The sequence below is a fragment of the Pseudomonas sp. B2M1-30 genome, from assembly GCF_025447575.1.
Taxonomy (GTDB): Bacteria; Pseudomonadota; Gammaproteobacteria; order Pseudomonadales; family Pseudomonadaceae; genus Aquipseudomonas; species Aquipseudomonas botevensis.
Genome location: NZ_JAOEJT010000005.1, coordinates 86195 through 105110, shown reverse-complemented (window position 1 = coordinate 105110; position 18916 = coordinate 86195). Strand labels below are relative to the sequence as shown.

At 61.1% G+C, this 18916-nt stretch carries 16 protein-coding genes and 4 tRNA genes; 9 read left to right on the top strand and 11 right to left on the bottom strand.

Going from position 1 to position 18916, the window contains the following annotated elements; translation table 11 throughout:
- Positions 1-97: 97 nt before the first annotated feature.
- Positions 98-721, bottom strand: coding sequence for a glutathione S-transferase (locus N8H74_RS12350; protein WP_262147860.1), 624 nt, complete (start codon positions 719-721; stop codon positions 98-100).
- A 43-nt stretch (positions 722-764) separates the two neighbouring features.
- The gene (locus N8H74_RS12345; protein WP_217830640.1) at positions 765-1436 is read right to left on the bottom strand and encodes a transglutaminase family protein; all 672 of its coding nucleotides are present in this window, start codon (positions 1434-1436) and stop codon (positions 765-767) included.
- A gap of 247 nt (positions 1437-1683) precedes the next feature.
- Between N8H74_RS12345 and N8H74_RS12340 the strand changes: the two genes are divergently transcribed.
- Both N8H74_RS12340 and N8H74_RS12335 read left to right on the top strand, forming a co-directional pair.
- Entirely contained in the window at positions 1684-4131 is a 2448-nt protein-coding gene (locus N8H74_RS12340; RefSeq protein WP_262147857.1) for an acyl-CoA dehydrogenase, read from the top strand.
- 80 nt (positions 4132-4211) lie between these two features.
- On the top strand, positions 4212-4619 hold the full coding sequence (locus tag N8H74_RS12335; protein ID WP_217830638.1) for a PA2817 family protein: 408 nt from the start codon (positions 4212-4214) through the stop codon (positions 4617-4619).
- Between the two features lie 60 nt (positions 4620-4679).
- On the opposite strand, the gene N8H74_RS12330 is transcribed toward N8H74_RS12335, so the two are convergent.
- Complete coding sequence (locus N8H74_RS12330; RefSeq protein WP_262147852.1) at positions 4680-5678, bottom strand: LysR family transcriptional regulator; 999 nt, start codon at positions 5676-5678, stop codon at positions 4680-4682.
- Between the two features lie 90 nt (positions 5679-5768).
- Here N8H74_RS12330 and N8H74_RS12325 point away from each other — a divergent pair, with 90 nt between their 5' ends.
- The 3 genes from N8H74_RS12325 (at position 5769) to N8H74_RS12315 (ending at position 7896) form a co-directional block, all read left to right on the top strand.
- Positions 5769-6395 (top strand): alanyl-tRNA editing protein, encoded by a 627-nt coding sequence (locus tag N8H74_RS12325; protein WP_262147849.1) that lies wholly within the window; start codon positions 5769-5771, stop codon positions 6393-6395.
- Positions 6396-6485: 90 nt separating this feature from the next.
- Positions 6486-7256, top strand: a complete 771-nt coding sequence (locus N8H74_RS12320) for a 2OG-Fe(II) oxygenase (RefSeq protein WP_217830635.1) — start codon at positions 6486-6488, stop codon at positions 7254-7256.
- Between the two features lies 1 nt (position 7257).
- On the top strand, positions 7258-7896 hold the full coding sequence (locus tag N8H74_RS12315) for a LysE family transporter (RefSeq protein ID WP_217830634.1): 639 nt from the start codon (positions 7258-7260) through the stop codon (positions 7894-7896).
- Positions 7897-8020: 124 nt separating this feature from the next.
- Here the strand turns inward: N8H74_RS12315 and N8H74_RS12310 are convergent.
- The 4 genes from N8H74_RS12310 to N8H74_RS12295 form a co-directional block, all read right to left on the bottom strand.
- Positions 8021-8096 (bottom strand) — tRNA-Gly (locus N8H74_RS12310).
- A gap of 2 nt (positions 8097-8098) precedes the next feature.
- Positions 8099-8174 (bottom strand) — tRNA-Glu (locus N8H74_RS12305).
- Positions 8175-8276: 102 nt separating this feature from the next.
- Positions 8277-8352 (bottom strand) — tRNA-Gly (locus tag N8H74_RS12300).
- Between the two features lie 2 nt (positions 8353-8354).
- A tRNA-Glu gene (locus N8H74_RS12295) sits at positions 8355-8430 on the bottom strand.
- 388 nt (positions 8431-8818) lie between these two features.
- On the opposite strand from N8H74_RS12295, the gene N8H74_RS12290 reads away from it, so the two are divergent.
- On the top strand, positions 8819-9577 hold the full coding sequence (locus N8H74_RS12290) for a hypothetical protein (protein ID WP_217830633.1): 759 nt from the start codon (positions 8819-8821) through the stop codon (positions 9575-9577).
- Positions 9578-10247: 670 nt separating this feature from the next.
- Here N8H74_RS12290 and N8H74_RS12285 read toward each other — a convergent pair.
- From N8H74_RS12285 to N8H74_RS12275, 3 genes are all read right to left on the bottom strand, one after another.
- Positions 10248-12215, bottom strand: coding sequence for a methyl-accepting chemotaxis protein (locus N8H74_RS12285; protein ID WP_262147844.1), 1968 nt, complete (start codon positions 12213-12215; stop codon positions 10248-10250).
- 108 nt (positions 12216-12323) lie between these two features.
- Positions 12324-13721, bottom strand: coding sequence for a PLP-dependent aminotransferase family protein (locus N8H74_RS12280; RefSeq protein ID WP_262147842.1), 1398 nt, complete (start codon positions 13719-13721; stop codon positions 12324-12326).
- 195 nt (positions 13722-13916) lie between these two features.
- Positions 13917-14678, bottom strand: a complete 762-nt coding sequence (locus N8H74_RS12275; protein WP_262147840.1) for an SDR family oxidoreductase — start codon at positions 14676-14678, stop codon at positions 13917-13919.
- Between the two features lie 237 nt (positions 14679-14915).
- Here N8H74_RS12275 and N8H74_RS12270 point away from each other — a divergent pair, with 237 nt between their 5' ends.
- Entirely contained in the window at positions 14916-15920 is a 1005-nt protein-coding gene (locus N8H74_RS12270) for an NADP-dependent oxidoreductase (RefSeq protein WP_217834315.1), read from the top strand.
- 71 nt (positions 15921-15991) lie between these two features.
- Here N8H74_RS12270 and pyrF read toward each other — a convergent pair whose 3' ends face one another.
- Positions 15992-16690 carry an orotidine-5'-phosphate decarboxylase gene (gene pyrF, locus N8H74_RS12265; RefSeq protein WP_217834316.1) on the bottom strand — a complete coding sequence of 233 codons (699 nt, stop codon included), beginning with the start codon at positions 16688-16690 and terminating at the stop codon, positions 15992-15994.
- A 294-nt stretch (positions 16691-16984) separates the two neighbouring features.
- On the opposite strand from pyrF, the gene N8H74_RS12260 reads away from it, so the two are divergent.
- Both N8H74_RS12260 and N8H74_RS12255 read left to right on the top strand, forming a co-directional pair.
- A complete protein-coding gene (locus N8H74_RS12260; protein WP_217834317.1) occupies positions 16985-17734 on the top strand; it encodes a response regulator in 750 nt (249 codons plus the stop codon).
- The gene (locus tag N8H74_RS12255) at positions 17734-18783 is read left to right on the top strand and encodes an ATP-binding protein (protein WP_217834318.1); all 1050 of its coding nucleotides are present in this window, start codon (positions 17734-17736) and stop codon (positions 18781-18783) included. The genes N8H74_RS12260 and N8H74_RS12255 overlap by 1 nt, the downstream gene beginning before the upstream one ends.
- Positions 18784-18916: the final 133 nt, after the last annotated feature.

The following is an 18916-nucleotide window of genomic DNA, read 5'->3' as shown; positions in this document are numbered from 1 at the left end:
GATAAGGGCGTGCGGCGAGGGAAACAACCACGGCGTCCGAGCGCAATGGTGCTTGCCGCCGCCGCACAAGTACAGTCAAGCGTGTCGATAGTAGGTATTAAGTCAACGCGGTCATGACAGCCTTTTTATAGGCTGGACGCTGCTTCAGCCGCGCGTACCACGCCTCCAGATGCGGCAGCGACAAACGCTCGATAGGCATTTCGAACCAGGCATAAATGAAACTGCCCAGCGGAATGTCGCCCATGCCGATTTCGCTTCCGGACAGGTACGGCTGACGGGCAAGCGCCTGATCGGCCATCGCCAGCAGCGCCTCACATTCCTTGGCCGCAGCGTGAATTGCCGGCCAGTCCTGCTTGTCCGCCGGCGTGCGCAGGACGCCCCAGAACACCGTGCGGAACGGTCCGGCAAAACTCGAGGTGGTCCAGTCCATCCACTTGTCAGCGATGGCGCGGGCTTGCAGATCCGCTGGATACCAAGGGGTATTGGCCGCATGCTGGGCCAACAGGTAGCGGACGATCGCGTTGGATTCCCACAACACAAAGCTGTCGTCTTCGATGACCGGCACCCGCCCGTTCGGGTTCATCGCCCGGTACTCGGGCGTGTCGACCACACCGAACGCGCCACCGGCATCGATCGCTTCGTAAGCCAGCCCAAGCTCCTCGGCGGCCCACAGCGGTTTCCTTACGTTCGACGAATTCTTGCGACCCCAGATCTTCAGCATGACCGCCTCTTTTCCAATGAGTGGGCGGGCAGCATACGCCGGATCAGCCCCGGCTGACATCACACGGCAGATCACTCTGCATATCGCCCAACAGCTGCGGCTGCTGATCGCCGAACAGGTGCGGATAGCACTTTTCCAGGTGTTCGAAGAAGAAAGCCTGCGGCACATCGGCGAACTGGCCGTGGTCGATCAGGTACTCCATCAACTGCGCGCCATCGCGGTTGAACGGATGGAACACGCTGTCATTGATCCCGTCGAATTCCAGCGGCGCCACATTGAACAGATCGCAGAGTTTCTGGTTGAACGCCGGCGTGGCCTTGACCCAGCGACCGTCGAGAAACAGTTCGGTGTAGCCGTGCATGGCGAATACGTCGCTGCGCAGCAGCTCCAGAAGACGCGGAGTCGACAGGTGATTGCGCACATCTGCCAGACCGATGCGCGCGGCGATCCCGCAATGCCGCGCGCAACCGGCGAGCAACGTGGCCTTGGGCACGCAGTAACTCTCTGCAGTGGCCAGGGCATAACTGCCGCGCAAGGTATCCGGGTCACGGCTGAAGGTATACGGGTTGTAGCGCACCGCCTCGCGCACCGCGTAGTAAAGACTGACCGCCTGCGCGCGCGGATCACGACTCGCGCCTCGGTGTTGCTCGGCGAACTCCACTACGGCGGGGTGGTCACTATCGATGAAGCGGCCGGGACTCAAATACTCGCGCATGACGGCTTTCTCCTGGATGAGCTTGGAGTCTAGCGAGAGCTTCAGCACAGAGATAACGGCGTTTCGGCCAAACTTGGACGCAAAGCTGCGCAGCGAGCGAACGATTTCCCACGCGTGTTGCCCACCGAAACTACAAAAGCCATCCGGGGTTTCCCACGAATTCAATCGCCCTGTTCCGACCCTCCTGTTTTGCGGATGCCGTCTAAGCTCTGAGGGTCGGTTCGCCCTGGTTCACGGAGGATTAAATATGCTGTTGTTGTGGATACTGGTTCTGATCGTCGGCGTGGCGTATCTGGCCCACCGGCGCATCGCCCCGCTGCCCGCGCTGGGTATCGTCGCGGCTTATCTGCTGGCGATGGGGATTTTCAGTCGGGCACCGGGCTGGCTGCTGCTGGTGTTCTGGGTGCTGCTGGCCGTCGTGGCCGCTCCCCTGCTGCTGCCGGATCTGCGGCGCAAGCATTTCAGCGCGCCACTGTTCAACTGGTTCCAGAAAACCCTGCCGCCGATGTCGCAGACCGAACGCGACGCGATCGACGCCGGCACGGTCTGGTGGGACGGCGAACTGTTCAGCGGGCGTCCGGACTGGGACAAATTGCTGTCCTACCCCAAGGCGCAGTTGAGCGAAGAAGAACAGGCATTCATCGATGGCCCCACCGAAGAACTCTGCGCGATGGTCACTGACTGGCAGATCGGCCAGTCGATGGACCTGCCGGCCGCAGCCTGGACACACATCAAGGAACACGGTTTCTTCGCCCTGATCATCCCCAAGGAGTTCGGCGGCAAAGGCTTTTCCGCCTATGCACACTCACAGGTGGCGATGAAACTGGCCACCCGCAGCGGCGACCTCGCCTCCACCGTAATGGTGCCCAACTCCCTCGGCCCCGCCGAATTGCTGCTGCATTACGGCACCGATGAACAACGCAACCATTACCTGCCACGGCTGGCCCGGGGCGATGACATTCCGTGCTTCGCCCTCACCGGCCCGCTCGCCGGTTCCGACGCCGGAGCCATGCCCGACACCGGGATCATCTGCAAGGGTCAGTGGCAAGGCGAGGAAACCATCGGCCTGCGCCTGAACTGGGAAAAACGCTACATCACCCTCGGTCCGGTAGCGACGCTGCTCGGCCTGGCCTTCAAGGCCTATGACCCGGATCACCTGCTCGGCGACAAGGAAGACCTGGGCATCAGCCTGGCGCTGATTCCAACCGACACCCCCGGCGTGGAAATCGGCCGTCGGCACCTGCCGCTGGGCGCTGCGTTCATGAACGGCCCCAACTCGGGCAAGGACGTGTTCATCCCGCTGGACTTCCTCATCGGCGGTCAGGACATGCTCGGCAAAGGCTGGATGATGCTGATGAACTGCCTGTCGGTCGGGCGCTCGATTTCGCTGCCGGCGGTGGGCACCGGCGCCGCCAAGTTCACCAGCCTGGTGACCGGGCAATACGCGCAGATCCGCGAACAGTTCAACGTTCCACTGTCGGCGTTCGAAGGCATTCAGGAGGCCATGGCGCGCATCGGCGGCAACGCCTGGATGATGGACGCCGCGCGGATGCTCACCGCCAATGCGGTGGATCTGGGCGAGAAACCGTCGGTGCTGTCGGCAATCCTCAAATACCACCTCACCGAACGCGGCCGCGAGTGCATCAGCCACGCCATGGATGTACACGGCGGCAAGGCGATCATCATGGGGCCGAACAATTATCTGGGACGCAGCTGGAACGGCGCACCGATCTTCATCACCGTGGAAGGCGCGAACATTCTGTCGCGCAACCTGATGATCTTCGGCCAGGGCGCGATCCGCTGCCATCCGTTCGTTCTCAAGGAAATGGCCTTGGCCGGCCGCGAGGACAAGGAGCAGGCTCTCAAGGAGTTCGACGGGCTGCTGCTCAAGCACATCGGCTTCGCCGTGAGCAACGCCGCCAGCACATTGGTGCTGAACCTCGGTTTCGGACACTTCGAACATGCACCGGGAGACAAGCTCAGTCAGGGTTATTTCCGTGCCCTCAACCGGCAGGCAGCGGCGTTTGCCATGCTCGCCGACCTGAGCATGATGCTGCTGGGCGGTGAGCTGAAACGCCGCGAGCGGCTGTCGGCGCGGCTGGGCGACGTGCTGAGCAACCTGTATCTCGCGTCGGCGGCACTCAAGCGTTATCACGACCTCGATTCGCCGGCCTACATGGCGCCGTTGTTCACCTGGGCCATGGAAGAAAGCCTCGGCCAATCGGAACGGGCACTCGACGAACTGCTGAGCAACTTCCCGAACCGGGTCTTTGGCTGCCTGCTGCGGGTGATCGTGTTCCCGTTCGGACGTCGCCACAAAGGCCCGTCGGACAGACTCGGTGCCGAGGTGGCAGCGGTCATCGGCCGGGCCAAGGGCGATCCGGCGCTGGAAGAGTTGCTTGCCGGATGCTATCGCCCGCAATCGGCGGATGACGCGGTTGGCGCCCTGCAACACGCCAGCGATCTGCTGAGCGCCGCGCAACCGCTGCACAAGAAACTGCACACGTCACTGAAAAGCGGCCAGGTCAAACCGGTCGCGGGTGAGCATGCCATCGATGCCGCACTGGAAGCCGGCGTGCTGCAGGCCGGGGAAGCGCAGATGCTGCGCGATGCCGAAACAGCGCGACGCAAGGTGATCGATGTGGATGATTTCTCCAAGGAGGAACTGGCACCTGCGGAAGGGAAAGTCCGCTGATCCGCTCCATCGCATAACTGGGAAAAAAGGGCGCGGGCGCTTTATACTCCGCGCCCGTTTTGCTCTTGAGGACTTATCTCGTGTCCAACATCGTTGCCGACCATCTGGTTTTGCTCGACCACCTGCGCAGTATTCTGGTCGCCGTAGGTGAGGCCGATCAGGTTCCCGAAGAAAGCCACGCCTTGTTTCTGGAGCGCTTCGACGACCTGCGTGCGCAGTTGCCGGTCGATCCGATCGAAAGCCAGTACCTGGGCCAGGACATCCTGACCCAGATCATTTCCCGCTATCCGCAAATCGCCCACCTGATCCCACGGGATCTGCTGTGGTACTTCGGTGGCGACTGCCTGCACTACCTGGCCGACGAAGAAATCGACATGTACCAGGCGCTGGAAGAACGTCGCTACGAAGCCGAACAGAACGACGAACCGTTCGACTGGAACCAGGAAAAACAATTGCTGGCGATGTCGGATCAGGACAGCAAGCACTGATCGTCGCCAGACAACGAAAAGGCCCCCATGGCAATGCCATGGGGGCCTTTCTGTTTCCGGCTAGAGCAGCCCTTCACCCTCGGGCAGTTCGTATTCCGCCGACACCTGACCTGCACTTCCTACCTTGCCCGGTTTACTCAGAGTCGGCTCTTTCTCCAGGCACGCCACCAGATAATCAATGAATATCCGTAGTTTCGGCGGCAGATAGCGCGTCGGCGAATGCAGCAACCACAAGCCGCCATGATAAGAAGCGAGGAATGTCCAGTCCGGCAGGACCTGCACGACCAGTCCCTTCTCCAACGCATAACGGGCGGTGAAATACGGAAGACTGCCGATGCCGATATGTTGCAGCACCGCCCCCAGACGCACGCCAGTGTGATTGGCGGCATAGCGTCCGCGCACCCCGACCGTCACCGCTTTACTGCCTTTCTTGAATTTCCAGCGCGCATCACTCGGAGTTTCGCCGAGATAGATGCAACTGTGATTGAGCAGGTCGTGGGGGTGAGTCGGCGTGCCATGTTCGGCCAGGTATTGCGGCGTCGCGCAGAGCAAATGGTCGATGGTCAGCAGTTGCCGCCCCACCAGCCCGGCCGGTGGCCTGTCGGTGATGCGGATCGCCAGGTCGACGTGATCGTCGATCAGATCCACCTGACGATCCTCCAGCAACAACTCCACATCGACTTTCGGATAGCGGCGCAAGAACTCGGGCATGTGCGGGTGAACCACAAAGCGTCCAACCGCTTTCGGCACACTGACCCGCACCAGCCCCTCCGCTTCGTGGGTGAACTGACCACTGATTTCCATCACCGACTTGGCAGCGCTGACCATCTCCTGACAGCGCTTGAACACCTCCTCTCCCCCCTCACTCAAGCGCAACTTACGTGTGGTGCGTTGCAGTAATCGGGTGGCCAGGGCCTTTTCCAGACGGGAAATGCTGCGGCTGACCGCAGACGGCGACGAACCCAACTGGCGCGCGGCTTCGGAGAAGCTGCCGGTCTCCACGACCTTGACGAAAATCGCCATTTCACCGAGCAACGGCAGGGGGAGATTTATGCTCACAGCGCAACAGTCCTTTGATGTTTGAACGGATTATCACGTTATTACACGATTCATATAATTAAAAAAGAAACTTTAATAAGGGCATGGAATATGACGCTTCGCCTCTTTTTCCATAGTGATGACCTCAAGGCCAATGTGGAAGTCCTCGACTGCTCGCCCCACGACAACGAGTTCGCCGTGGTATTGCGCGCCACGCTGTTTCATCCGCAGGGCGGCGGTCAGCCTTGCGATACGGGCTGGATTGGCGATAGCCAGGTGCTTCGGGTGATGCAGGAGGCGGAACGGATCATTCACTACGTCGACCGCCCGGTGCCGTTGGGCATGACGCAGATCCGGATCGACGCAGAACGTCGCCGTTTCAACACCCGCATGCATTCGGCCGGGCACTTGATTGGCCATTTCATCCAGGCGCTGGGCTGGATGCCTGTCAAGGCGCATCACTGGCCGGACGAGGGCCGGGTGCAATTCAAACCGGGGGATTCGGCTCAGGAAGTCGATCCGCAGACGGTGCAATACGGTATCGGCCAGTGGATCGAGCACGATCTGCCGCGCCTGACCTCCTTGCGCGAAGGCGCGCGGGAAATCGGTTTCGGAGAACTGCCGGCCTACGGCTGCGGCGGCACCCATGTACGAAGCCTGAAGGATCTGGGCACAGTCACGATCGCGTCGCTTTCGCAGAAGAAAGGCACGTTATCCGTCCACTACAGCGTGGATTGAGAATTTCGGACGGTGCCTCGCGCATCGTCCGTCGCCGGGGGAGCCGCATTCGCCGGTTCCGTTGACTATTCGATAGATGGACCTACCCACATGATGCTTGACGTCGAGCGTCTCGATGAGACGTGCATAAAAAAACTGGCCAGCGAAGAAGTCCTCGCCATCCGCGTCAAAGGCTTTTTGCCCGAGACACTGGCAATCCAGATTGGCGACAAGATTCTCGCTCCCGGCTTCGAGGGCTATATCAACGCCCCGAGCATCGGTCGTATCGGCATGGCGTTTTACGAAGCGGAAAACCAGCCGCTGCTGATCGAGGACTACTTCGAACGCGCCACCAGCAACATCGCCGAATTGCGCAATCGCTGTGCACCCTACTCTTCGCCAATCGACACGCTGCGCTGCATGCTCGACGAGTCCTGGCCGGCCGGCGCGCATCTGGAAAACCTCTACGGTCGCAAAATGTATGTCGGGCTGTCGCGCGTGGTGAAACCCGGCGTGTGCTTTCTCGCCCACCACGACATTTTTGCCAAGGACGCGCCGGACAGCTTCCAGGCCCGCAGTCTGGAAGCGCAATTTGCCTGCAACGTGTACCTGAACATGCCGACCGAAGGCGGCGCTTTGCAGATGTGGAATGACGACGTGACCCCGGATCAATTCGACGAGATGCGCGGCGACAGCTACGGCATCGACCCGGCGCTGCTCGGCCCGCCTGCGCTGGAGATTCGTCCCGAGCCTGGCGACTTCATCATGTTCAACTCGCGCCGCATGCACTCGGTCACCCCGGGCGTGGCGGATCCGCGATTGAGCCTTTCGTTCTTTGTCGGCTATCGCGGCAATGCTTCACCCCTGACTTTCTGGAGCTGAGATGTTATCGAATTACCTGGGCGAGTTTCTGGCGCTGGCAACCATCCACTTCCTGGCCGTGGTCGCTCCCGGCCCGGACTTCGCCGTGACGATTCGCCAGAGCGTGCGCTTCGGACGACTGGTCGGGATCTGCACCGCGCTGGGCATCGGTGCGGGGATTTCCGTGCATGTGCTGTACACCCTGCTCGGCGTCGGCGCCTTGATGCACACCACGCCATGGCTGCTGACCGTGGCCAAGGTGATCGGCGGTGCCTACATCCTCTACCTCGGCGTCTGCCTGCTGCGCAGCAAACCGAAATCGGCACTGGAGGGTGAAAAAACCGGCGATGAACCACTGGTCGAGCAAACCCTGTTCAAAGCGTTCAGTACCGGTTTTCTGACCAACGCCACCAATCCCAAGGCCACGCTGTTTTTCCTGGCGATCTTCACCACGATCATCAGCGCCAGCACACCGCTGCAGATTCAGGCGCTGTACGGGCTGTGGATGTGTTTCGTGAACGCCGCATGGTTCGTGGTCGTTGCGCTGTTTTTTTCCAGCAGCCGGGTTCGATTGCTGTTTCTGCGCATGGGGCACTGGTTCGAGCGCACCATGGGGGTTGTGCTGATTCTGTTTGCCGGGCGGCTGATGCTGTCCTGGTAATCTGCCGAAAACGCAAAAGGCCCGCCGAATCTCTTCGGCGGGCCTTTTTTACGTGCGAATGACAGGAAACACAAAAAACGCGCAAACAAAAACGCCGCTCTATTGAGCGGCGTTTTTGTGAAATTGGAGCGGGAAACGAGACTCGAACTCGCGACCCCGACCTTGGCAAGGTCGTGCTCTACCAACTGAGCTATTCCCGCATTGGCGTCCCCTAGGGGACTCGAACCCCTGTTACCGCCGTGAAAGGGCGGTGTCCTAGGCCACTAGACGAAGGGGACACTGCCTGAAACACCATGGTGTAGTGTTTCAGTTCCAGACTCACATCCTGGGATGTGTTCTGGTTTCACTCAACCTTGCCCTGGAGCAAAGCTGCTTAAAATTGGAGCGGGAAACGAGACTCGAACTCGCGACCCCGACCTTGGCAAGGTCGTGCTCTACCAACTGAGCTATTCCCGCATTGGCGTCCCCTAGGGGACTCGAACCCCTGTTACCGCCGTGAAAGGGCGGTGTCCTAGGCCACTAGACGAAGGGGACACGCTACAACATTCACTCCCTGCTTCGTTTCGCTGTGTGCTTTACGCTGCAAGTGGCGCGCATTCTATGGATGGATTGGGAGGTCGTCAACCCCCTGATATAAATTTATTTAAATCAATGACTTCGACCTGCTTTACGAGGGCAATCGGGGTTTTCCATCGACCGATGTCTGGCGCCTATATTCCGACACTCGCCAAGGCGCTATAGTCCACCGCACAGGTGATGGCAATCTGCACCCCAAGCGCCAGCATTTATCTAAGCAGGTCTGCGGCCGATACAGATTGAAGCTTCGCCGATCCAACCCGTCGAGCGGCGCTAGGCTCCTATATGCCAAGCCACTACACTCGCACGCGAACCCTATAAAGAGGTCTTACCGGTGACACCACTCATGATCACCCTGCTAGTCATAGCCGGGATCGCAATCTTGATCGCCATTGGCTACATGAACCATGTGGTGGAAAACAACAAACTGGAGAAAGCCCGCACCAAGGTCGAACTCAATGATCGCCTGCGTCGCTGCGGCGAACTCACCGAGACCTTCCCCGGCCAGTTCATGACCCCGGCGCTCAAGCTGCTGATGACTCGCCTGGAACTGAACGTCTGCCAGCGCCTGCTGAACCTGGAAAAAACCAGCGCCATCACCAAGGCGCGGATCACCGAGTTGACCGCACTGGTAGGCCAGGGTGAATCGATCCCGGTCAACAACCCACCGGCCCCGATCCAGACCGAAGCCAAGGCCAAGGACGTCCGCTTCCTCCTCGAAGCCTTGCACGGCCAGATCACCCGCGCCGCCCAGGACGGCTTCCTGCCACCGAACGAAGCCAAACACTGGATCCGCGAAGTCCGCCACATTCTGGTACTGCTGCACATCGAGTTCTTCAACAACCTCGGCCAGCACGCCTTGCAACAAAACCAGCCAGGCCAGGCCCGCCTCGCCTTCGAACGCGGCGTGCAATACCTGCGCAAACAGCAGGACCCGCAGATCTACGCCGAACAACTGCAATACCTGGAAAAACTCCTGGCCCGCGCCAACGCCCTGGTCATGGACAAGATCGCCCCGGTCGAAGGCGAAGAAAACCAACTGACCGCCGGCCTCAAAGATGTCGAAGCCGATGCAGACTGGAAAAAGAAAGTGATCTACGACTGATTGCAGATTGCTGAAGAGAAGCCACCGAGAGGTGGCTTTTTTTTGGTCGGAGAATTGATCGCAGTCTTCAGTAATTCAAAGACATACTCAGATTGGCTTTGTGGATTCAGACGGCTTTTTAGCAGACTTGAGTTCGCTGCCCTCACCCTAGCCCTCCCGAAACGTCGGACCGCCCGGAGGGAGAGGGGACTGACCACAGCGGCAGTAAACCCACCAGAACCCGGTCGGCCCGAAGGCCGCCTTCGCGGACAACCCCACTCCCACAAAAGAACAAAAGCGAAAGTAGATCGTGCGCCCACCACTAGGCCGAGTGTCAGCTCGCCTGCAGCTTTTGATCTTGCCGTGCCGGCCCCTTCGGCAGGCTGAGTGGAGGGATTCATCCGGGGGTAGGCGCGCAGCGCCGTTCGACGAAGTCGAACACATCGAGAGGAGGTGCAGCGCAGCAAACCGTAGGCGATGCCCCCGGATGAATCCCGCAACGAAGGAACCCCGAGCCTTAGCGAGGGGCCGAACGCCGGGGGCCAAGCCTTTTGGGTTACCTTTTTGGCGTTTGAAAAAGGTGACTCGCCGTAAGGGCGAAACCGCCAGCAAAAACACCCGCAGAAACGGATATACACCCAAACCAATCAAGAACCTGGTCGGCCCAAAGGCCGCCAAGGTCAAAAAAAGCTCAAAGCCGAAAATGCCCGACCATCCCCCGCAACTCCCCACCCAACTGCGCCAGCTCAACACTCGAAGCCGCATTCCCCTGCATCGCAATCGAAGACTGATCCGCACTCGCCCGAATACTGGTCACACTGCGATTGATCTCCTCGGCCACCGAACTCTGCTCCTCGGCCGCCGCCGCAATCTGCTGATTCATCTGCTGAATCAACGACACCGCCGCCGCAATACTCCCCAACGCACTCTCGGTCTGCAACGCATCACTCACCGCCAGCTTCACCAACTCGCCGCTGCTCTGAATCTGCTGCACCGACGAATGCGCCGCCGTGCGCAGGGCACTGACCAGACGCTCGATCTCTTCGGTCGATTGCTGCGTACGCCGGGCCAGCGCCCGCACCTCATCGGCCACCACCGCAAACCCCCTGCCCTGTTCTCCCGCCCGCGCCGCCTCGATGGCGGCGTTGAGCGCGAGCAGGTTGGTCTGCTCGGCGACACTCTTGATCACCCCCAGCACCGTGCCGATGTTCTGGATTTCCGCGCTGAGGCTTTCGATGCTGGAGCTGGCCGACGTGGCTGAATCCGCCAGTTGCTCGATCCGCGCCATGCTCTGACGCACTACCTGCTGACCGCTCTCGACCTTATCGTCCGCCGTCTGTGCCGCCAGCGCCGCTTCTTCGGCATTGCGCGCCACGTCATGAACGGTGGCAGTCATCTGGTTCATGGCCGTGGCGACCTGTTCGGTTTCCTCTTTCTGGCTGCTGACCTCAAGGTTGGTCTGCTCAGTCACCGCCGACAGTGATTGCGCCGAACTGGCCAACTGCTCGATACCGGCCTGCAACCCGCTGACAATCGTGCTCAGCCCTTCGCCCATCTGCTGCATGGCCTGCATCAGTTGGCCGATTTCGTCGCGGCGGGTCACCTGGACCGTAGCGCTCAAGTCACCGGCGGCGATCCGCTGCGCCACCTCGATCACGCTGCGCAACGGCGCAACGATCAAGCGGGTGATGACCCACGCGGCAATCAACCCCACCAGCAGCGCCAGCGCCGAAGAACCAATAATCAGCACCGAGTTCTTCTTCAGTTCGCCCTGCATCGCGGCATCTTGCGCGACATAAGCCTGATCGACCCGCTCCACCACTTCGGCGGCGCGCTGATGCAGTTGCTCGTAAACGGTTTTCTCCTGAGCCAGCAACCCGGTGTATTCGGCGAGTTTGTCGCTGAACCCGGCAATATGCCCGGACACTTCGTTGAGCACAGTCAGGTAGCCCTCATCCTTGATCGAGGACTTCAACTGCTCGGCCTGAGCCTGGGCCTGGGCGGCTTCCTCAATGTTGCCTTTGCCGGCACTGTCGGCATCACCCTTGCGACTTTGATCCAGACGGATCCTCGCCTCGTTCAGGGCCTGGAGCATCAGCCGCGAAACCTGACTGACCTGACCGGCCTGTTCGATGAACTGCGCGCCATCCTTGCCCTCGGTGTCCTTCAGGGTATACGCGCCGTCATCGGCGAGCCCCGACTGCAACACGTCGAGGTTGTTGGCGACGCTGGACACCGACCAACTGGCCATTTCCAGCGCAAGGTCCTTGGCCTGAGTCAGCGAGACAAACTCGTCGAACGCCTTGCGGTAGGCCGCCAGCGACTGTTCGACATCGTTCATCACCGGCACGTTCGCGGGCGACAGGGCCTTGAGCTGATCGGCCAGGGCGATCAGTCCGTCCACTCCCTCATGGAGCGCATCGACGGTTTTCGGATTACTGTGCAGCGCATAGTCCTGCTCCAGCAGACGCACCTTGAGCAGGCCGCTGTTGAGCGAGGACATCTGCTTGAGACCATCGAAGCGCTGGCTGATGGTTTGCAGGGACCAGACACCAATGGCCGCTACCAGTGCGGTCAGCAACAACACCAGGACAAACCCGATACCCATTTTTTTCGCCATACCGAGGTTGGCAAAACGTCCTTGCACGGCCGAAATCATTGCGCGTAATCCCCTGCCATTGTCTGTTGACGAAGAGTCGCAACGGCCATGAAACAGCACAAGTCTCTGGCGTCGGAATAATGGCCAAAAGCTACGCCCGCGTCGTTTTCAGAACACTTGAGGTCGATCCGAAGTGCTGTTGCGGAAAAACCGTCGCGCCCTGGGATCGCAGGCATACGCCACGTTGATCCGCTGCCAGTCACTGGTCTCGCCACTGGGACTGAATGTCGTCGAACATGACAATAAAACCCCGCAACACCGGGCCTGCCGCCGCAGGCACGGGTTATCGCCGGTCGGTGAGCGCGCCCAGATGAACAGCCCTCCGGTCGGTTTGCCGAAAACTTCCCAGTCGGCATCCTCAAGGGCCTGCAACGCTGCCGCCCGATCGATATTCAAGCGCTGGCGCTGGCGCTGAACCAGCTTGCGATAAGCGCCACTGGCCAGCAGATTCGCCAGCACCGCTTCGCAGAACCGGGAGGTGCCCAGGCTGCTGACCCTCTTCACTTCCGCCAGACGCGCAACGAGGGCACTGTCTGCCTTCACAAACCCCACCCGCAACGAACTGCTCAGGGTCTTGGAAAAACTGCCGAGGTAGATTACTCGCTCATCGTCGTCCAGGGCAGCCAGGCGAACTCCGCTGCCATTGTGCATGTCAGCGTAGACATCATCTTCGATCACGCGCAAATCATGGATCTGACTCAGTTGCAGGATCCGTCGAGCCACGGCGGGCGACAGACAACTGCCGGTGGGATTGTGATGGTGGCTGTTGATGAACAGGGCAACAGGGTGAAACTGGCGCAGCAACGCCTCAAGCGCCTCGGTATCCGGCCCGCTCGGCGTGCGTCGCACTTCAAGCATGCGGATCCCGTGCAGCCGCAGCAGATCGAACAACGGGGCGTAACCGGGAGTTTCGACCACCACGCAATCCCCGGTCCGGAACAGGGTACGTACGATCAGATCCAGCCCATGGCTGGCACCGGCGGTGGTCAGCAGTTGTTCGTCGCAGGTCTGGATATCGAGTGATTTCAGGCGTCTGGCGATCTGCGTCCGCAGCACCGGCAACCCCAGCGGCGTGCTGTAGCCGAACAGGCTGGTCATGTCGGTGCGCGCGACCTGGCGAATCGCATAACTGAGGTCATCGGGTTCGCGCCAGCTTTCGGGCAGACTGCCCCAGCCCAGCGGTAATCCCCCGTCCGGCTCGCCCGCCGGATCATTCCTGTCCGGTCCGCCACCAAACGCCAGCGGATCGGAGTCCCTGGCCGGTTTCCCCGCCGCCGCCACGACAAACCCCGCACCTTGGCGCGAGGCGAGAATGCCCTGCGCCACCAGTCGTTCGCAGGCCTCGACCACCGCCGACTGGCTGAGCAGATTGCTTCGCGCGATGTGCCGGACAGAGGGCAGGCGCGTGGTCGGGGGCACGTCACCCTGCTGAATCCATTCGGTCAGTCCGTCAACAATCTGCTGTACGACCGGCACCATTGCCTGTCGATCAATTCTCAATTCCATGAGCAAGCAAACTCCTGTTCGTTTTGCTGGCGGCAGTAAATCACAGCCAGCCCGATCAGGCTGTGCGACAAAGCCGTCAAAACCGCGCGTTCTAAAGATTTGAAACACAATGCCCGGCCAATCCGGGGAACCTGCGCCCGGACAAAGAAAAACCCGCACATCGGCGGGTTTTCCATGAGCGCGACAGCCGTCGATTCAGAACGCGGTCACGCCTCCGTCCACCGCCAGCGAATGGCCGGTGGTGAATGCGGCACCGTCGCTGCACAGGTAAAGCACAGCGCTGGCAATTTCCTCGACCTTGCCGATCCGCCCGACCGGGTGCATGGCATTGGCGAACTCGCCTTTCTTCGGATCGGCTTCATAAGCGCGACGGAACATGTCGGTATCGATGACCGCCGGGCACACGGCATTCACGCGAATTTTCTTCTTCGCGTACTCGATCGCCGCGGACTTGGTCAGGCCGATCACGGCATGCTTGGAGGCCGCATAGATGCTCATCTTCGGTGCTGCGCCAAGGCCCGCCACCGAGGCGGTGTTGACGATCGCCCCGCCGCCCTGAGCCAGCAGCAGCGGCAATTGATACTTCATGCACAACCAGACGCCTTTGACGTTGACGCCCATGATCGCGTCGAACTCGTCCATCGTGCCTTCGGCCAGCTTGCCCTTTTCGATTTCGATCCCGGCATTGTTGAAGGCGTAGTCGAGACGGCCGTAGGTGTTGATCACCTCATCCATCAGATTTTTCACTTCACTCTCGACGGTAACGTTGCAGCGCACGAAGGTCGCTTCGCCGCCTGCTGTACGAATCAGCGCCACAGTGCCTTCGCCCCCGGCCGCATCCAGATCGGCCACCACCACTTTCAGGCCTTCGCTGGCAAAGGCCTGGGCGGTCGCGCGGCCGATGCCGTTGGCGGCGCCCGTAACGACGGCGACCTGGCCGGAAAACGTCATACTCATTGTTATGTCCTCGAACGGATGTCTGCGGGGGGAATGATCAGTCTGCAGAATAGCCACACCACCCGCCGCCACGTCAGCACTATCAGATGACCGTTTAGGTGCCCATGAATCGCAGTGATGAAACCCGCCACCGGACTATCACTGCACTGGATCAACGCGCATTCGCGACATCGGCCAACCTTGCGGCATCGTCGGCGAAGGTCTATCAACAACACTTCATTTCGTTGAGTGCCTGCCATGACTAACCAGACCAATCGCCAGTTCCTGCTCGCCAAACGCCCGGTGGGGGCCGCGACCCGCGAAACCTTCACCTATCAGCAAGTGCCGGTCGGCGAGCCGGCGGCGGGACAGATCCTGGTCAAGAACGAATACCTGTCTCTGGACCCGGCCATGCGTGGCTGGATGAACGAGGGCAAGTCCTACATTCCGCCGGTCGGCCTCGGAGAGGTCATGCGCGCCCTGGGCGTAGGCAAAGTCATCGCCTCGAACCATCCGGGGTTCGCAGTCGGGGACTACGTCAACGGTGCCCTGGGTGTGCAGGATTACTTCCTGGGCGAGCCCAGAGGTTTCTATAAAGTCGATCCGAAACTGGCGCCACTGCCGCGCTACCTCTCGGCGCTGGGCATGACCGGCATGACCGCCTACTTCGCCCTGCTGGACGTCGGCGCGCCGAAGGAAGGCGAGACCGTGGTGCTGTCCGGCGCCGCTGGCGCGGTGGGCAGCATTGCCGGGCAAATCGCCAAGCTCAAAGGCTGCCGGGTGGTCGGGATCGCGGGCGGCGCGGACAAGTGTAAATTCCTCATCGATGAACTGGGTTTCGACGGCGCCATCGACTACAAGAGCGAAGACGTGCTGGCCGGCCTCAAGCGCGAATGCCCGAAAGGCGTGGACGTGTATTTCGATAACGTCGGCGGCGACATCCTCGATGCGGTGCTCAGCCGCCTGAACTTCAAGGCGCGGGTAGTGATCTGCGGCGCAATCAGCCAGTACAACAACAAGGAAGCGGTCAAGGGACCGGCCAACTACCTGTCGTTGCTGGTCAATCGGGCGCGAATGGAAGGTTTCGTGGTGATGGATTACGCCGCGCAGTTCGCCGCCGCCGGTCAGGAAATGGCCGGATGGATGGCCAAGGGGCAGCTCAAGAGCAAGGAAGACATCGTCGACGGGCTGGAGACATTCCCGGAAACGCTGATGAAACTGTTCAGCGGCGAGAACTTCGGCAAGTTGGTGCTGAAGGTCTGAATCGATCGTTCAACAAGGCCTGAAAACAATGTGGGAGCTATTCAGCTCCCACATTTGTTTTCAGTGTTTGATCAGGCCAGCTCGGCAACCACCGAGGCCAGGGCCTTGGCCGGATCGGCGGCCTGGCTGATCGGACGGCCGATCACCAGATAGTCGGAGCCGGCATCCAGCGCCTGACGCGGGGTCAGAATGCGTCGCTGGTCGTCCTGGGCGCTGCCCGCCGGACGAATCCCCGGGGTCACCAGTTGCAGCGACGGGTGCGCGGTTTTCAGCGCCTGGGCTTCCAGTGCCGAACACACCAGACCGTCCATCCCGGCCTTCTCGGCCAGTGCCGCCAGACGCAGCACCTGCTCCTGCGGCTCGATGTCCAGACCGATACCGGCCAGGTCCTCCCGCTCCATGCTGGTCAGCACGGTCACGCCGATCAGCAACGGTTGCGGACCGCTGCGTTTGTCCAGCTCTTCACGGCAGGCCGCCATCATGCGCAGGCCGCCGGAGCAATGCACGTTGACCATCCACACGCCCATTTCCGCCGCCGCCTTGACCGCCATCGCGGTGGTGTTGGGAATGTCGTGGAATTTCAGGTCGAGGAACACCTCGAAGCCCTTGTCACGCAGGGTGCCGACGATTTCCGACGCACAACTGGTGAACAGTTCCTTGCCCACTTTGACCCGGCACAGTTTCGGGTCCAACTGGTCGGCCAGCTTCAGCGCGGCGTCACGGGTAGGGAAATCCAGGGCGACGATGATAGGAGTCTGGCAGGCGGACATGGATGGGCTCTCAGGCAAGTCGAAATCGGCGCGCATTGTAGCGGAACCGCGCACGGCGCGGCACCCGATGATCGGTAAATCGTGACAACGGCCGTGATCAGCATAGCGTTCGGCGCTATTGTGTCGACTCCGATACACAACCGACACGCCGGCAACATGCGCCCGCGCTAGCCTCGCCAGCCGCAACATGTCCTTACAGCAGCCCTTCCCGCCTCGCGGCCGGACGCCTATGCTGAAACCACAACCTCGCAGCCTATCTTTGTGGTTGGCGCCTACTGGCAGATGAACAGCCCCATGCACAACACCCAAGTCTCCGTGAACGACGAGCAAAAAGATGACAAGCGCTGGAGCGTCCGTGCGCTGATCGTCGACGATGACGTACCGATCCGTGAACTGATGATCGACTATCTGGCGCGCTTCAACATCCACGCCAGCGGTGTCACCGACGGCGCGGCGATGCGCCAGGCGCTGCAGGCCGAACATTTCGACGTGGTGGTACTCGACCTGATGCTGCCAGGCGAAGACGGCCTGTCGCTGTGTCGCTGGCTGCGCGCCGAATCGGACATCCCGATCCTGATGCTCACCGCCCGCTGCGAACCCACCGATCGCATCATCGGCCTGGAACTGGGCGCCGATGACTACATGGCCAAGCCGTTCGAACCTCGGGAGCTGGTGGCGCGGATTCAGACGATTCTGCGGCGGGTGCGCGACGACCGTACCGAGCAGCGTGCGAATATTCGCTTCGACAACTGGCGCCTGAACAGCGTGCTGCGCCAGCTCATCGCCGACGACGGCCTGGTGGTGCCGCTGTCCAATGCCGAATTCCGCCTGCTCTGGGTATTCATCGAACGTCCGCGTCGAGTGCTCAGCCGCGAACAATTGCTGGACGCCGCCCGTGGCCGCTCGATCGAGGCTTTCGACCGCAGCATCGACCTGCTGGTCTCGCGCCTGCGGCAGAAACTCGGCGACGACCCGAAAGCGCCCCAACTGATCAAGACCGTGCGCGGTGAAGGCTACCTGTTCGACGCCAGGGACATCGGCTGATGCGAGCGCGCTTCGACACGCTGTTCGGCCGCCTGTTCGGCGTGCTGTTGGTGGCGATTGTCCTGGCGCACCTGCTGGCCTTTGCCTGGTTCCGGCTCTACGGACCACCGCCTCCGCCCCCACCGCCGCCGTTCGCCGAAAACTTCGACGGGCAACGCCCCCCTCCGGATTCGCGCTTCCCGCCCCGTGCGCCGCGACCATGGTTCGGCGGGCCGCTGGTGCCGCTGACCTTTCAGTTCATCTCGCTGATCATCGCCGCATGGTACGGCGCCAAACTGCTGACCCGACCAATCCAGCGCCTGAGCGATGCCGCCGAACGCCTGAGCGAAGACCTCGACAGCCCGCCGCTGGACGAGTCCGGCCCGCGCGAAGCCAGGCAGGCGGCGCACACCTTCAACCTGATGCAGCAACGGATTCGTGGCCAGGTGCAGCAACGTGCGCGGATGCTCGGCGCCGTGTCCCACGACCTGCGCACACCGCTGTCCCGACTGAAACTGCGTCTGGAAAAGATCGACGACGAAAAGCTGCAAGGGCAGATGCGCCAGGACCTGGACGACATGATCGGCATGCTCGACGCCACCCTCACCTACCTGCATGAACAGCGCACCAGCGAGGCCCTGCAATTGATGGATGTGCAGGCGCTGGTCGAATCGCTGTGCGAAAACGCCCAGGATCAAGGCGCCGATGTCGAAGTCGGCGGCCACTGCGCACCGCTGCAAGTACAGCCGATGGCCCTGCGCTCGTGCATCAACAACCTGCTCGACAACGCCCTGCGCTATGCCGGGCAGGCGCGCATCGAATTACAGGATCATCGCGAGCAACTGCTGATCTTCGTCATCGACCATGGCCCGGGCATCGCGGCAGACAAACGCGAGGCGGTGTTCGAACCGTTCTATCGCCTGGAAGGTTCACGCAACCGCAACTCCGGCGGCGTTGGCCTGGGCATGACCATCGCCCGGGAAGCGGCACAACGCCTGGGCGGCGAGTTGAACCTGGAAGAGACACGCGGCGGCGGCCTCACCGCCATCATTCGCCTGCCGCGTACCTGACCGGCAGAGCAAGCCAGTTCCTACTGCCGGAAACTGTGTACCAGGCGGTACAAATCCCACATACCCACGACACCTTGCGCCTTGAGGCTGCACAAGCCGGTACACCCACCGGTTTTCCAGTCCAAGGAGTGAG

What these genes read in the sequence shown, in the direction of transcription:
- N8H74_RS12350 (WP_262147860.1), bottom strand. Translation starts at nt 721, where the DNA reads ATGCTGAAGATCTGGGGTCGCAAGAATTCGTCGAACGTAAGGAAACCG.
- N8H74_RS12345 (WP_217830640.1), bottom strand. Translation starts at nt 1,436, where the DNA reads ATGCGCGAGTATTTGAGTCCCGGCCGCTTCATCGATAGTGACCACCCC.
- N8H74_RS12340 (WP_262147857.1), top strand. Translation starts at nt 1,684, where the DNA reads ATGCTGTTGTTGTGGATACTGGTTCTGATCGTCGGCGTGGCGTATCTG.
- N8H74_RS12325 (WP_262147849.1), top strand. Translation starts at nt 5,769, where the DNA reads ATGACGCTTCGCCTCTTTTTCCATAGTGATGACCTCAAGGCCAATGTG.
- N8H74_RS12320 (WP_217830635.1), top strand. Translation starts at nt 6,486, where the DNA reads ATGATGCTTGACGTCGAGCGTCTCGATGAGACGTGCATAAAAAAACTG.
- N8H74_RS12315 (WP_217830634.1), top strand. Translation starts at nt 7,258, where the DNA reads ATGTTATCGAATTACCTGGGCGAGTTTCTGGCGCTGGCAACCATCCAC.
- N8H74_RS12290 (WP_217830633.1), top strand. Translation starts at nt 8,819, where the DNA reads ATGATCACCCTGCTAGTCATAGCCGGGATCGCAATCTTGATCGCCATT.
- N8H74_RS12285 (WP_262147844.1), bottom strand. Translation starts at nt 12,215, where the DNA reads ATGATTTCGGCCGTGCAAGGACGTTTTGCCAACCTCGGTATGGCGAAA.
- N8H74_RS12280 (WP_262147842.1), bottom strand. Translation starts at nt 13,721, where the DNA reads ATGGAATTGAGAATTGATCGACAGGCAATGGTGCCGGTCGTACAGCAG.
- N8H74_RS12275 (WP_262147840.1), bottom strand. Translation starts at nt 14,678, where the DNA reads ATGAGTATGACGTTTTCCGGCCAGGTCGCCGTCGTTACGGGCGCCGCC.
- N8H74_RS12270 (WP_217834315.1), top strand. Translation starts at nt 14,916, where the DNA reads ATGACTAACCAGACCAATCGCCAGTTCCTGCTCGCCAAACGCCCGGTG.
- pyrF (WP_217834316.1), bottom strand. Translation starts at nt 16,690, where the DNA reads ATGTCCGCCTGCCAGACTCCTATCATCGTCGCCCTGGATTTCCCTACC.
- N8H74_RS12260 (WP_217834317.1), top strand. Translation starts at nt 16,985, where the DNA reads ATGCACAACACCCAAGTCTCCGTGAACGACGAGCAAAAAGATGACAAG.
- N8H74_RS12255 (WP_217834318.1), top strand. Translation starts at nt 17,734, where the DNA reads ATGCGAGCGCGCTTCGACACGCTGTTCGGCCGCCTGTTCGGCGTGCTG.